Here is a 13,182-nt window from a genome sequence, read left to right as displayed (position 1 = left end):
CCGGTGAAGGCGAATTTCTTTTGATCGAATTCGCCAGTCAGGGCACCGCTACGACAATTGACCTTTCGGCTTACCCCTTGAAGGTCACGGCACGCATATTTTACAGAGTGTTAATGTGTGGGGTTTGTGTCCAAGACGGACCTCCGCTACCATTTCTTCCCACACGTTTCAGTGTGTCCCGCGCGGAACGAAGAAGGGGTCAATCAACACTGTCTCACTTTCTTTTGCCGGGTCGGCGAGACGCCGCTCTAGCAGCCAGATGACCTGCTCGACAGCCTCGTCAATTGGATTGTTTACTGTGCTGAGATTAAACATAGGCCAGCCCGCCATTTCAATGTCATCGAAGCCTACAATCGATAAAGATCCCGGAACATCCAAGCCAAGTTCTCGCGCCGCTGTCAGGGCACCGATGGCGCTTGCGTCATTGGCGCAAATCAACGTGTCCAGCTGGTGGGCTTCAAGCATCCTCATCGCTGCACGGTATCCTGCTTCAACTGTGAACTCTCCGACCTCTTCTGCCACCAAAGAAAGACCGGCATCCCCCAGCGCTTGCATCACGCCAGCTTTGCGGTCAGCGGAGGACCCAAACCCTGTTGCGCCCGCGATATAGCCAAATCGTTGACGACCGCGATCAACCAAAACCCGAGTCGCTATCTGCATACCTCGCGCGTTTCTGCAGCATACATTGTCTACGCCCAATGCATCTACGATGCGCCCTGATGAGATCATTGGGACGCCGAATTTACTGCATTGCGTCACTAACGACTCAGGCATACTGCCGCCGCGCAGAATCAAAGCGTCCAGCGGGTAGCGGAGCACCTGGTCGATGGCGGAGCCGGCCCGATCATCTTCGCCATCAATCAGGACCGGCCACTTGTTCAAAGCATTCAATCGACCGACCAAGCGATGCACGAATTCCGAGTCATACGCGCTGCGCATATTGCCAATAAACACCGCCACAAGATGCGAGCGTCCGCCCTTCAACCCTGCGGCCAACGCATTTGGTTGATACCCCATATGTGTCGCAATTTCTTGAATTTTCCGCCGCTTACCCGCATCAAGATACGCGCCCGGAGTAAACGCGCGCGACACGGCAGACCGCGAAACCCCGGCGGCGTCAGCGACGGTTTGCGCCGTTACACGGCGGGGCCTTTCGGCAGGTTTACTGTTGTCGTCAGCCACCCCCAAGCTGTCCTCCGTTTCCATATAATTTGTCAATATTGCAATAAATCTTTCACCGAACTGTCACAGGAACTGCGTATGTGACCACGTGTGCACACACTGTGCATTCGCAAGCGGACCGTGTCCGTTTGCTCTGCTTTTTTATGCTGCAAGGGGCACCAGCCCCGCGAACTGGTGTGTTGGCCGCAAGCGCGGCAACCACCAAACCGGAGAGAGACATGACCAACCTGACATTCTGCGCAACCGCTGCGGCTGTCGCGTTTTCCGCGACCGCGGCCTTTGCCGAAACCGAGATCACATGGTGGCACGCCATGGGCGGCCAGCTGGGCGAAACCGTCAATAAACTGGCCGAGGATTTCAACGCCTCGCAAGACGAATACAAGATCACTCCGGTCTATAAAGGCAGCTACGAAGAAACCCTGACCGCAGGTATCGCCGCCTTCCGCGCGGGCGAACAGCCCAACGTCATGCAGGTGTTCGACGCCGGTGCCGCGACCGTAATCGGAGCCAAGGGCGCAACCATCCCGGTTCAGGACCTTCTGGCCAACAATGGCGTCGACTTCGACATCAACGACTATATCGCCGGTGTGCGTTATTTCTATGCCGACAGCGACGGCAAGATGATCGGCATGCCCTTCAACTCTTCCACGCCGATCCTGTACTACAACGTGGACGCGCTGGAAGCGGCAGGCGTTACCCCGCCGAAAACCTGGGAAGAGTTCCAAGCGACAACCGCCCCCGCGCTGAAAGACGCAGGCTACATCGCGCTAAGCCAGTCGCACCTGCCCTGGATCTTCACCGAAAACTTCATGTCGCGCCACAACCTGCCGTTTGCGACCAACAACAACGGCTATGACGGCACCGACACGCAGATTTTGGTGAACAACGACGCGATCAAAGCGCATTTCACCGCTGTGTCCGAGTGGAAAGACGACGGTCTGTTCGAATGGTACGGCACCGGCTGGGGCGACAACGCCAAGCCGTTCGAGGAAGGCAAAGTTGCCATGTGGCTGGGTTCTTCGGGCTCGTTCGGCGGCCTGCTGCAGAAAGATCTGCCGTTCGAATTCAGCGCGACCGAGTTGCCCTATTGGGAAGCAGTGACCGCCGAGCCCACACAGACCTTCATCGGTGGTGCCGCTCTGTTTGCCATGTCCGGCCAATCGGACGAGGAGAACAAAGCCACGGCCGAATTCTTCCGCTTCCTGACCGCGCCTGAAACCCAGTATTTCTGGCATCAGGAAACCGGTTACGTGCCGATCACCGAGGCCGCTTATGAAGTTGCCAAGAAAGACGGCCACTATGACCGTTACCCGGCTGCCGAAGTTGGCGTCAACCAGCTACAAGACAAGGCGGGCGACAACACCAAGGGTTACCGCATGGGCTTTTACGTTCAGATCCGCGACATCATGAACCGCGAATATGGCCGTATCCTGACAGGTGAGACTGACGTGGAAACCGCGTTCAAAACCATCGAAGAGGAAGCCAACGAACTGCTGGCCCGCTTCGCCAAGACCCAGGGCTAAGCACCCGTATCACCCCCAGGGATGGTCGCGCTGTCACGGCGCGGCCATCGCTCTTTTTCTTACTGGACCACTCAATGAAACGTGCGGGCTTCGACAATATCTGGCTGCCTGTGGCGCTACTGCTGCCGCAGTTAATGATCATCGCCATCTTTTTCTACTGGCCTGCGGGCTGGGCACTGCAATCGTCATTCTATCTGCAGGACCCTTTCGGGTTTGGCTCGACCTTTGTGGGTGGCGAGAACTACACGTCGCTTGTGGGCAACGACCAGTACAAGCGTGTCGCCGGATTTACGATCATCTACTCGGTTCTGGTGACGTTCTTCTCTCTGGCCATCGCGCTGTTGCTGGCTGTGAAGGCAGACAAGGTAATCCGAGGCGCCAAGACATATCGCACGCTGCTGATGTGGGTTTATGCCATCGCGCCGCCCGTTGCCGGCTTCATGGGTATCTTGTTCTTTGATCAAAGCACCGGACCGCTGACCAAGTTCTTTCAGATGTTCGGGTGGGATTTCAAACTGGGCGTGGACTACAACGCAACTGCAACCGCCATGGTCATCGTGGCCGTGTGGAAGCAGATCCCGGTGAACTTCATCTTCTTCCTCTCGGGCCTGCAATCCATCCCCCGATCGGTGCGCGAGGCCGCGATGATCGACAACCGATCCGCCACCGGACGGTTCTGGCAGGTGACCTTCCCGCTGCTGGCCCCCACCGCATTTTTCTTGCTGATCATCAACATCACCTACGCCCTGTTCGACACGTTCGGCATCATCGATGCATTGATGAAGGGCGAGCCGGGCAACAACCCGATGACGCTGGTCTACAAGGTTTATCTGGACGGCTTTCGAGGCAACGACCTGGGCGGATCATCGGCGCAATCGGTCATCCTGATGGTGCTGGTTCTTTTGCTGACCGTGTTTCAGTTCCGGCTGGTGGAACGCCGGATTCACTATACGTAAGGGCTTTGGACATGGCTGAGACAACACTCGAAACTCCCGTTGAAACCCACCGTCCCCGCCGCATCAAATGGGGAGCGATCGGCGATCACACCGTCCTGATCCTAGGCGCTTTGCTGATGATGATACCACCGCTGCTGGCGCTGACCACGGCCAGCCACGATGCGGTAACGATCCACCGCGAGGGGTTGCAGCTGACGCTGGGCGACGATCTGGGCAAGAACTTCCATGCCGCCATGTTCGAAAAGGGCGGCTTTACCCAAACGGTCGACGGGATGCTGATGCTGATGAACTCGTTCATTCTGGGCATTGGCTTTGCGGTGGGCAAGATTATCATCTCGATGATGGCGGCCTATGCCATCGTCTATTTCCGCCTGCGCTTTGCAACGCTGGCCTTCTGGGTGATCTTCACCACCCTGCTGCTGCCGCTTGAGGTGCGCATCCTGCCCTCATACGAGGCGATCCAGAAACTGGGCCTGACCAACACCTATACCGGGCTGATCGTGCCGCTGATCGCCTCGGCCACGGGCACGTTCTTCTTCCGGCAGTTCTTCATGTCCGTCCCTGAGGAGCTGGCCGAGGCCGCCCGGATCGACGGCGCGGGCCCGTGGAAGTTCTTTGTCGATATCCTCGTGCCGCTTAGCCGAACGATGATCGCTGCGATCTTCATCATCATGTTTGTCTTTGGCTGGAACCAATATCTGTGGCCGACACTGATCACGACGGATGAGAGCTTTTTCACCCTGGTCCGGGGCATCAAACAGATCGTGCTGTCCTACACAGATAGTCAGATCCCAGAACACGGGCAGGCATTGGCGCTGGCCATTGTCGCGATGATCCCACCCGTGGCGATCGTCGTCTTTTTCCAAAACTGGTTCGTTAAGGGCCTCACAGAATCCGACAAATAAGGAACACGCGCATGGCTCAGGTTTCATTAGAGGGCATCCGCAAGGTCTATCCCAACGGCTTTCAGGCGGTTCAGACCACAAGCTTCACCATTCAGGACGGCGAGTTTGTCGTGCTGGTCGGCCCCTCGGGCTGTGGCAAATCCACCCTGCTGCGGATGATCGCGGGGTTGGAGGAAATCACAGAAGGTACGCTGAAAATCGGCGACCGGGTGGTCAATGACGTGGATCCGGCGGACCGGGACATCGCGATGGTGTTCCAGAACTATGCGCTATATCCGCATATGACGGTGCGCAAGAATATCGGCTATGGCCTCAAGAATCGCGGCACCCCGGCCTCCGAGATCGCGGCCAAGGTCGAAGACGCAGCCCGGATGCTGAACCTGACCGAGTATCTGGACCGCAAACCAGCGCAGCTGTCGGGCGGTCAGCGTCAGCGCGTCGCCATGGGCCGTGCCGTAGTGCGTGACCCGGCGCTGTTCTTGTTTGATGAACCGTTGTCGAACCTCGACGCTAAGCTGCGCAACCAGATGCGGATCGAGATTAAGGCCCTGCAACGCCGCCTTGGCACCACAGCCGTCTACGTGACCCATGATCAGGTCGAGGCGATGACGATGGCAGACCGGATCATCGTCCTGAACGCGGGCCGGATCGAACAGATCGGCACGCCGTCGGAAATCTACCACAACCCCGCCTCGACCTTCGTGGCCTCGTTCATGGGGGCACCACCGATGAACCTGATCCGGGCTGAAATCGATCAGAAACAGGTCAAAATAAATCGGTATGACGGGTTAATGGTCGCCCCTGAGGCGCTTAGCGGCCCGATCACAATGGGCATACGCCCCGAAGATGTAGATCTGGACGACCAGGGCCAGGTGAAGTTTCACGTTGATATTCTTGAGGAATTGGGCGCTCATCGCCTGCTGCATGGGCGGATCGATGACCAGCCGTTCTCGGTCATGATTGGTAAAGAAGATACAGCCCACACAGGTGAAACACGGATCAAGTTGAAGCCCGAAGCACTGCGCCTGTTCGACAAGGACACGGGGCTGCGACTGTGATTACTCAAACCCTTGCGACGCTACCTGCGGTTTCACCGAACCAGCGAGCTACAATCCTGTCGGCGGATCGCACGGCGCAAACACACCGTCATTTGCTTGGTGATCTTCCGGCATTGAATGCTGTCCAGGTCGGTGGAACACCTAAGGCAGACCAGTTGCCGTCAGAATTCACGGTCGCCGCCTGGAACGTTGAGCGCTGTTTGTTTCCGGAAGAGACGGCCGCGCATCTGCAAAGTGTCTCTCCTGATGTCGTTCTGTTGTCCGAAGTGGACCACGGCATGGCCCGCACGGCGCAACGGCACACGACCGAGGTGATGGCAAGCGCACTTGGCATGACTTATGCTTTCGGGGTCGAGTTTCACGAGCTTGGCTTGGGCGGGGCAACCGAACGCGCCTATTGCACGGATGCTAGCAATTCTCTCGGTTGGCATGGCAACGCGATCTTGTCTTCGGTTCCGTTCGAACGTACGGCGCTGATCCGACTGGACGATCACGGACACTGGTTCTGCACCGATTCCGGTGCTGCTGACCCCGAGCAGCCAAGAATCGGAGGTCGCATGGCGATCGCTGCCGTGGTTCCAACCGACCGTGGGCTTGTATGCCTGGTGTCCACACATCTGGAAAGCAATGCCGATGCTGCGCATCGTTTCGGTCAATTCCAGAAGCTGTTGCGAGCTATAGACGAATTCGCGCCCGGTCTGCCCGTTCTGATCGGAGGCGACCTGAACACCGGCAATCATATACCCCCCGCCTTTGATTGGAGGGACGAAACCCTGTTCGGATTGGCCGAATCTCAGGGCTATGATTGGGGTTTCACCGCGCCGGGTTTCACCACACGCCCCAGCCTTATCACGCCGCATCCCGAACGTCAGATGAAACTGGACTGGCTGGCTGGTCGGAAACTGACCCCGTTAGAGACAGGTATCGTGACGTCCATATCAAAAGATGGAAAGCCACTCTCGGATCATGACTGCGTCTGGAGTCGCATTACCTTTAAAGACTGAGCCGGGCGAAGTAATTCCTGACGCCCAGCTTGGCCCCGCACTTCAGGAGCTTTGCAAGGATAGACCCGCATCTGCCATATGGATGCTGAAACCTTTAACGTTGGCAAAAGGGGTAAGAGTTTCCCCAAGGCGCTTCAACACAGCTGCATCCTGACACGCAACTTCATATTTCGCTTCGAACTTCAAATCCAAAACATCACCGGCCACCAAGGTCCCGCGACCTAGCCCGTGACCCGAAAGAACCACACGCGCAGACGTTACTGAACACTCGGCCTCGACCGGAAGGCCCAAAAATCCATAAGGGTCTGACAATTCCGAGATCGCCCGAGCGATCAGCGCGTTGTCGTCTGCAATCCCACTGGCGGACACGTCGCCTAACACGTCAAAAGTGGCGACTGTTATGGATATCAGAAGGCGGGAACCAGAGTGAACCGCTTCACCACTCGGCTCTCTATCGCGCCACGCTGTTGCCGGACCAGCTTGGCTGACAAATAAAAACGACAGTGCCGCGAAAACAGTCGAAAAACAAATCCTACGCACAAAAAAACCAATCAACTAACTTTAACTTAAACTGGTAGTACCTCCTACAGGTGCGGCCTTGAAGATGGAAGCCCACTATATTTGGGGAAGTCTCCACACCCAAATACCTGACAGTAAAACTCAGGTTGACATAATTGACTAATTCACTCAGTTATCAGGTAGCCGACGCTTTCGTGGCGCCGGACCTGAATTTCTGAGATGAAAGACCTGCCCCCAATGACCAGATTGATTGCAACCACAAGCGCCCTGACACTTTGCGCCGTTTCTGCGGTCGCTGCCCCTGCGAAAACTGATGTTCTGACCAATTACGCCAATATTGCCGAAGCCAAGTACCAAGACAGCCTGATTGCAGCCCAGACGTTGCAATCTGCAGTGAACGCGCTGATTGCCAACCCGTCAGATGCAACACTGAACACTGCCCGCGCGGCATGGATCGGCGCCCGTGTTCCCTATCAACAGACCGAGGTCTACCGCTTTGGCAACGCGATTGTTGATGACTGGGAAGGCAAGGTGAACGCGTGGCCTCTGGACGAAGGTCTGATCGACTATGTCGATGCCGCCTACGGCGGGCCGTCCGATGAAAACGAGCTTGCAGCACTGAACGTCATCGCCAACCCAAGCTTTACGCTGTCGGGCGAAACAATCGACGCATCGGAAATCACACCTGAATTGCTGGCCGAAACCCTGCACGAAGCAGACGGGATCGAGGCAAACGTGGCCACTGGCTACCACGCGATCGAGTTTCTTTTGTGGGGTCAGGACCTGAACGGCCATGATGCTGGCGCAGGTGACCGTCCGTGGACCGATTATGCCCAAGGTGACGACTGCACCGGCGGACATTGCGACCGACGCGGTCAATACCTAAGCGCAGCCACCGATCTGTTGGTCAGCGATCTGGAGTGGATGGCAACCCAGTGGGCCGAAGGTGGTGATGCGCGCGTTGCTTTGACCGAAAACGAAGCTGCAGGTGTCAGCGCAATTCTAACTGGTATGGGTTCGCTGTCTTATGGCGAACAGGCGGGCGAGCGGATGCGTCTTGGCCTGATGCTGAATGACCCGGAAGAAGAGCATGATTGTTTTTCTGACAACACCCATAACAGCCACTATTACGACGGCTTGGGCATCCAGAACGTTTATCTGGGCAGCTACACCCGGATCGATGGAACGCCGATCTCGGGCGCGTCACTGTCTGATCTGGTCACCGCTACCGACCCGGCGCTGGACGCCGAGATGAAGGTTAAGCTGGCCAACACCATGCAGGTATTGGGCCTGATCAAATCGACTGCTGAAGCCGGTTTTGCCTATGACCAGATGCTGGAACGCGGCAACGAAGGTGGCGAAGCCTTGATCATGGGCGGCGTGAACGGTCTGGTCGACCAGACCAAAACGATCGAACGGATCGTTACGACGCTGGAGCTGGATCAGATCAGCATCGAAGGTTCGGACAGTCTGGATAACCCGAACGCAGTATTTCAGTGACCTTGGCCGAGAGGCGGCTCACCGCCGCCTCTCGGGCTTTTGAGAGCTGAATGACAGTATGACGCAGGACTTCTGTCAATTAACCAACTATTATAGTCAGATTAGCAGCCTAAGGCACCTTGCCATGATCGTTTGCCATTGCACGAACATCTCGGACACCGAAATCCATGCCGCGATCGACTGGATGCGCGCGTCGGACCCCCATGCAGTGATCACCCCGGGCAAAATCTATCATGCCCTTGGAAAATCAGCGGATTGTGGCGGATGCATGCCACTTTTCCTAGACACGATGCGTTCCAGCGATAAGCTGGAAGTCCCCATGCAACTTCGCGCGTTGCGCAGCGAAGTATCACAGGAGAGTGCAGATGAAGGGCGACCCCAAAGTAATCGAATACCTCAACAAATCCCTGCGGCATGAGCTGACAGCGGTCAGCCAGTATTGGTTGCACTACCGTTTGCAGGAAGATTGGGGTCTTGGCCATATGGCCAAGAAAAGCCGCGAGGAAAGCATCGAAGAGATGGGCCACGCAGACAAGCTGATCGAACGGATCATCTTTCTGGAAGGCCACCCCAACCTACAAAAGCTGGACCCTCTCCGGATCGGACAAACGCCCAAAGAAACGCTGGAATGCGATCTGGCCGCCGAACACGACGCGCGCGCTTTGTATGTTGAGGCCCGCGAATACTGCCGCGAAGCCGGGGACTACGTAACCATGTCCCTGTTTGAAGAATTGATCAGCGACGAAGAGGGTCATATCGACTTCCTCGAAACGCAGCTTGATCTGTATGAAAGGATTGGCGAAGCCAATTATGCGCATCTCAACGCATCGAAAATGGACGAAGGCGAGTAAACTTTCGATCTTGGCGGTGGCGGCTTTGGCGGCCACCCCCTCACTGTCCGGCGAATTGCAGGACCTTCACCTCAACTTTCTGCCGAGAACCGAAGACGAGGCCGCGCGGATCGCCAAAGTGACCGCCCCGCCTGAAGATTTCAGCGCACCGCAACAGTTCGAAGAGTTGCCCGCAGGGGCGGCGACTGTTCGTTTGCGCACGGATGCGGACGCGTTTTCGCAACCGTCAGGCAATCTGGAGTTCGAACAGGAGCTGGACTTCAAGGTCGGCAATGGGCTTTTCAAAAAGCTCTGGGTCTCTACTCCGTCATCGACATTGGCGTCAGATGGGCTGGGCCCGCTCTATAATGCGCGGTCGTGCCAGCGATGCCACATCAAAGACGGGCGCGGTCATACGCCAAATGGGCTGAATGACAGTGCCGTGTCGATGTTCCTGCGCATATCGATCCCCGGCGGGGCCAACCCTACCGAGATCGAAGATTACATCGCCACGCAACCTGAACCAAACTATGGCGGGCAGATGCAGGATCTGGCACTGCCCGGCCATCCGGCAGAATACCGGCTGGACATCACATATGAGGACGTCCTCGTTACGCTTGCAGATGGCGAAACTGTCACGCTGCGCAAGCCGACATATGTCGCCGCAGATCTGGGTTACGGGCCGTTACACCCTCAGGCCATGCTTAGCCCGCGGGTCGCGCCACAAATGATCGGCTTGGGATTGCTGGAAGCGATTCCGGTCGAAGACCTACTGGCCAAGGCCGATCCCGACGACGCAGACGGAGACGGCATTTCCGGGCGACCCAATATCGTTTGGGCCACAGAATATGCGCAGCCCATGACGGGCCGCTTTGGCCATAAGGCCGGAATGCCCACGATCATGGAGCAATCGGCAGCGGCCTTTGCCGGAGATATCGGAATTTCAAGCCCGCTTTATCCTGCTGGCCACGGCGATTGCACTGAATTGCAGGTGAATTGCGTGAAGGCGCCGCATGGCGATGGCGACGACCGCACTTTCGAGATCGACCAGCAAGGCATGGACCTGATCACCTTTTACAGCAGGAATCTGGGGGTGCCCGAGCGTCACAACTTGGACGATCCACAAGTTCTCCGCGGAAAACAGGTGTTCCACGAAACGGGATGCACGTCGTGCCACACCCCGTCATATGTGACTCACCGCTTGGAAGACCGCCCCGAGCACAGTTTCCAATTGATCTGGCCCTACACCGATCTGTTGCTGCACGATATGGGCGAAGGTTTGGCCGACAACCGCCCCGAAGCGCGGGCCACAGGCCGGGAATGGCGCACTGCTCCTCTGTGGGGAGTGGGCCTGACACAACAGGTTTCGGGTCATACCCAGTTTCTGCATGACGGGCGCGCACGCTCGCTGCTCGAAGCGATCTTGTGGCACGGAGGGGAAGCACAGACCGCTCGTGACACAGTTGTTGCCATGCCAAAACCCGATCGCGACGCCCTGATCCGCTTTCTAGAGAGTCTATGATGCGTAAATTCGCTTTGGCCCTATCAATATGTCTGCCTGCAGTGGTGTCGGCACAGGATCGTGGGCAAGTTCTTGCGGATGTGACTGAAGAACACATACTGCCCAGATTTTCTGAATTGTCAGAGGGGACCTTTGTGCTGTCCGCAACAGCGCAGGCCGATTGTACATCTGAATCGTCTGAACTGCGCGCCGCTTATCACGCTGCTTTCGACAAATGGATTTCCGCCAGCCACCTTAGGTTTGGTCCATCCGAAGTGGACGATCGTGCGTTTGCTTTGGCTTTCTGGCCCGACACCAAGGGGTTCACAGCCAAAGCGTTGTCCGGGCTGATTGCTTCGGAGGACACTGCTGTCGAAACCCCTGAACTCTTCGCTGAAACCTCGATCGCCGGTCGCGGATTTTTTGCTTTGGAACAGATGATTTTCGAACCTCAGTTTTCGGACCAGGGTACCGAGGTTTATCGTTGCGCGCTCATTCGTGCCATCACGATTGACATCAACAGCAATGCCAACGCCATGTCGGAAGAATGGAAAGTTTACGCGCCATCATTGTCCCAGCCAGGTGCCGACAGCCCTTACCGCTCGGATGACGAAGCCCTGCAAGAGTTATTTAAATCGCTGGTCACAGGGCTGGAATTCACCGCCCAAACACGTTTGGGGCGTCCGATGGGGACTTTCGATCGACCCCGTCCCAAGCGCGCCGAGGCACGTCGCTCTGGCCGCTCGCTGAGGCACGTAGAGCTATCTTTGATCGCACTGAAAGACCTGGCGAAACATCTATCCGCAAACCACCCCGAAATTTCGGCCGATCTCAATCGTGCATTCGAAAAAGCAATCCTCCGCGCACAATCCTTGGATGATCCGACACTTGACAGAGTGTCGTCACCGCAAGGACGGCTTCGTATCGAGGCTCTGCAGCAGTCAATCGAAGATTCCCGTCAGATTGCCGCAACTCGGCTAGGCCCGACTTTGGGTATCAGCGCCGGGTTCAACTCATTGGACGGGGATTGACGGATGACCAACCGACGTCATTTTCTGGCCGGCCTGGTGGCTACAGGTCTCGTCCCGATGCGCGGTTGGGCAGCTGTCGGCGCGCCTGATTTTCTAGCCGCTGCGCTCTTTCCAGACGACTCCTACCGGCTTGTCGGGCTAGCAGTAGACGGTGACATTCAGTTTTCCCTTCCGCTGCCAGCTCGTGGCCATGCTGCAGCTGCCCACCCATCCCGCGCGCAGGCCGTCGCGTTTGCCCGACGACCAGGTACTTTCGCTGTGGTCATCGACTGCGCGGCAGGTGCTGAGATTGCGCGGCTGAAAGCACCCGAAGGTCGCCATTTCTATGGCCACGGCGTGTTTTCAGCGGATGGCTCGCAACTCTTCACTACCGAAAACGACTATGAGGCGGGCAAGGGTGTGATCGGCGTCTGGGACACGGCGGCATATTCCCGACAAGGCGAGTTTCCCTCGGGCGGGGTTGGTCCGCATGACATGCGCCTGATGCCTGATGGCAAGACGCTGGTCGTGGCAAATGGCGGGATCGAAACCCACCCCGAGACGGGGCGCAGCAAGCTGAACCTACCCGTGATGCAGCCAAGCGTGGCCTATCTGGACTTGGCGGGCACGGTGCTAGAGCAGGTCACGCTGCCAAGAGCGCTGCACAAGAATTCGATCCGCCATCTGGCGGTGCGGTCTGACGGGCTGGTGGCGTTTGCGATGCAATGGCAGGGGGACAGGACGCAGCATCCTCCGCTACTGGGTCTGCACCAGCGCGGCGAGGACCCCCGCTTGTTGGCCGCCTCAGAGGCCGACCAGAACACGCTTCAGGGCTACGCCGGCAGCATCGCCTTTACTAAAGACGGCCAAAGCGTCGCCATCACATGCCCGCGCGGCAATGCGTTGCATCAATTCGACGTCACTACCGGCGCGCTGACCGCCGCTCTCACTCTTGAGGATGTCTGCGGCATCGGCCCCGGCCCCACGGGATTTGTCTTTACCACCGGAACCGGGCAGATCGGAGCCTTCACCTTCTCAGTCCGCATCTCAGCCCACCCAGACTGCCACTGGGACAATCACTTGATCCCGGTCTGCACTTGCGCGTAACTTCGTCAGTCCCCGTCACGTAGATTACACTTGGACGAATCAAACTGCTGCCGTATGGGCAAGCGCAAAACCGCACCCCCACGGATC

General features: G+C 57.3%; 13 protein-coding genes. 11 read left to right on the top strand and 2 right to left on the bottom strand.

Annotated elements, in window-relative coordinates; translation table 11 throughout:
- Positions 1–168: 168 nt before the first annotated feature.
- On the bottom strand, positions 169–1,182 hold the full coding sequence (locus tag ACR0DX_RS06485) for a LacI family DNA-binding transcriptional regulator (RefSeq protein ID WP_480845538.1): 1,014 nt from the start codon (positions 1,180–1,182) through the stop codon (positions 169–171).
- A gap of 218 nt (positions 1,183–1,400) precedes the next feature.
- On the opposite strand from ACR0DX_RS06485, the gene ACR0DX_RS06480 reads away from it, so the two are divergent.
- The 5 genes from ACR0DX_RS06480 (at position 1,401) to ACR0DX_RS06460 (ending at position 6,628) form a co-directional block, all read left to right on the top strand.
- Positions 1,401–2,705 carry an extracellular solute-binding protein gene (locus ACR0DX_RS06480; RefSeq protein ID WP_170353342.1) on the top strand — a complete coding sequence of 435 codons (1,305 nt, stop codon included), beginning with the start codon at positions 1,401–1,403 and terminating at the stop codon, positions 2,703–2,705.
- Between the two features lie 74 nt (positions 2,706–2,779).
- Complete coding sequence (locus ACR0DX_RS06475) at positions 2,780–3,661, top strand: ABC transporter permease subunit (protein WP_170353343.1); 882 nt, start codon at positions 2,780–2,782, stop codon at positions 3,659–3,661.
- 11 nt (positions 3,662–3,672) lie between these two features.
- Positions 3,673–4,566 (top strand): ABC transporter permease subunit, encoded by an 894-nt coding sequence (locus tag ACR0DX_RS06470; protein ID WP_170353344.1) that lies wholly within the window; start codon positions 3,673–3,675, stop codon positions 4,564–4,566.
- An 11-nt stretch (positions 4,567–4,577) separates the two neighbouring features.
- Complete coding sequence (gene ugpC / locus ACR0DX_RS06465) at positions 4,578–5,624, top strand: sn-glycerol-3-phosphate ABC transporter ATP-binding protein UgpC (RefSeq protein ID WP_170353345.1); 1,047 nt, start codon at positions 4,578–4,580, stop codon at positions 5,622–5,624.
- Entirely contained in the window at positions 5,621–6,628 is a 1,008-nt protein-coding gene (locus tag ACR0DX_RS06460; protein WP_480845535.1) for an endonuclease/exonuclease/phosphatase family protein, read from the top strand. The genes ugpC and ACR0DX_RS06460 overlap by 4 nt, the downstream gene beginning before the upstream one ends.
- Positions 6,629–6,670: 42 nt before the next feature.
- On the opposite strand, the gene ACR0DX_RS06455 is transcribed toward ACR0DX_RS06460, so the two are convergent.
- Complete coding sequence (locus tag ACR0DX_RS06455; RefSeq protein WP_170353346.1) at positions 6,671–6,997, bottom strand: hypothetical protein; 327 nt, start codon at positions 6,995–6,997, stop codon at positions 6,671–6,673.
- A gap of 387 nt (positions 6,998–7,384) precedes the next feature.
- On the opposite strand from ACR0DX_RS06455, the gene ACR0DX_RS06450 reads away from it, so the two are divergent.
- From ACR0DX_RS06450 to ACR0DX_RS06425, 6 genes are all read left to right on the top strand, one after another.
- Positions 7,385–8,647: an imelysin family protein gene (locus ACR0DX_RS06450; protein WP_170353347.1), complete on the top strand. Its 1,263-nt coding sequence runs from the start codon at positions 7,385–7,387 to the stop codon at positions 8,645–8,647.
- 124 nt (positions 8,648–8,771) lie between these two features.
- Complete coding sequence (locus ACR0DX_RS06445) at positions 8,772–9,065, top strand: (2Fe-2S)-binding protein (protein ID WP_170724151.1); 294 nt, start codon at positions 8,772–8,774, stop codon at positions 9,063–9,065.
- Complete coding sequence (gene bfr / locus ACR0DX_RS06440; protein ID WP_170751522.1) at positions 9,013–9,498, top strand: bacterioferritin; 486 nt, start codon at positions 9,013–9,015, stop codon at positions 9,496–9,498. Before ACR0DX_RS06445 ends, bfr begins: the two co-directional genes overlap by 53 nt.
- A complete protein-coding gene (locus ACR0DX_RS06435) occupies positions 9,458–10,999 on the top strand; it encodes a di-heme oxidoredictase family protein (protein WP_170353349.1) in 1,542 nt (513 codons plus the stop codon). Before bfr ends, ACR0DX_RS06435 begins: the two co-directional genes overlap by 41 nt.
- Positions 10,996–12,009 carry an imelysin family protein gene (locus ACR0DX_RS06430; RefSeq protein WP_480845532.1) on the top strand — a complete coding sequence of 338 codons (1,014 nt, stop codon included), beginning with the start codon at positions 10,996–10,998 and terminating at the stop codon, positions 12,007–12,009. Before ACR0DX_RS06435 ends, ACR0DX_RS06430 begins: the two co-directional genes overlap by 4 nt.
- Positions 12,010–12,012: 3 nt before the next feature.
- Positions 12,013–13,095, top strand: coding sequence for a DUF1513 domain-containing protein (locus ACR0DX_RS06425; protein ID WP_170353351.1), 1,083 nt, complete (start codon positions 12,013–12,015; stop codon positions 13,093–13,095).
- Positions 13,096–13,182: the final 87 nt, after the last annotated feature.

Source organism: Ruegeria sp. D3 (assembly GCF_056534465.1).
Note: the sequence above shows the minus strand (reverse complement) of the source record. Positions and strands in the feature narration are given on the sequence as shown.

Excerpts from the sequence above, each read along its gene's own strand:
- ugpC (WP_170353345.1), top strand. The coding sequence starts at position 4,578 with ATGGCTCAGGTTTCATTAGAGGGCATCCGCAAGGTCTATCCCAACGGC.
- ACR0DX_RS06435 (WP_170353349.1), top strand. The coding sequence starts at position 9,458 with ATGCGCATCTCAACGCATCGAAAATGGACGAAGGCGAGTAAACTTTCG.
- ACR0DX_RS06450 (WP_170353347.1), top strand. The coding sequence starts at position 7,385 with ATGACCAGATTGATTGCAACCACAAGCGCCCTGACACTTTGCGCCGTT.
- ACR0DX_RS06425 (WP_170353351.1), top strand. The coding sequence starts at position 12,013 with ATGACCAACCGACGTCATTTTCTGGCCGGCCTGGTGGCTACAGGTCTC.
- bfr (WP_170751522.1), top strand. The coding sequence starts at position 9,013 with ATGAAGGGCGACCCCAAAGTAATCGAATACCTCAACAAATCCCTGCGG.
- ACR0DX_RS06475 (WP_170353343.1), top strand. The coding sequence starts at position 2,780 with ATGAAACGTGCGGGCTTCGACAATATCTGGCTGCCTGTGGCGCTACTG.
- ACR0DX_RS06430 (WP_480845532.1), top strand. The coding sequence starts at position 10,996 with ATGATGCGTAAATTCGCTTTGGCCCTATCAATATGTCTGCCTGCAGTG.
- ACR0DX_RS06480 (WP_170353342.1), top strand. The coding sequence starts at position 1,401 with ATGACCAACCTGACATTCTGCGCAACCGCTGCGGCTGTCGCGTTTTCC.
- ACR0DX_RS06445 (WP_170724151.1), top strand. The coding sequence starts at position 8,772 with ATGATCGTTTGCCATTGCACGAACATCTCGGACACCGAAATCCATGCC.
- ACR0DX_RS06470 (WP_170353344.1), top strand. The coding sequence starts at position 3,673 with ATGGCTGAGACAACACTCGAAACTCCCGTTGAAACCCACCGTCCCCGC.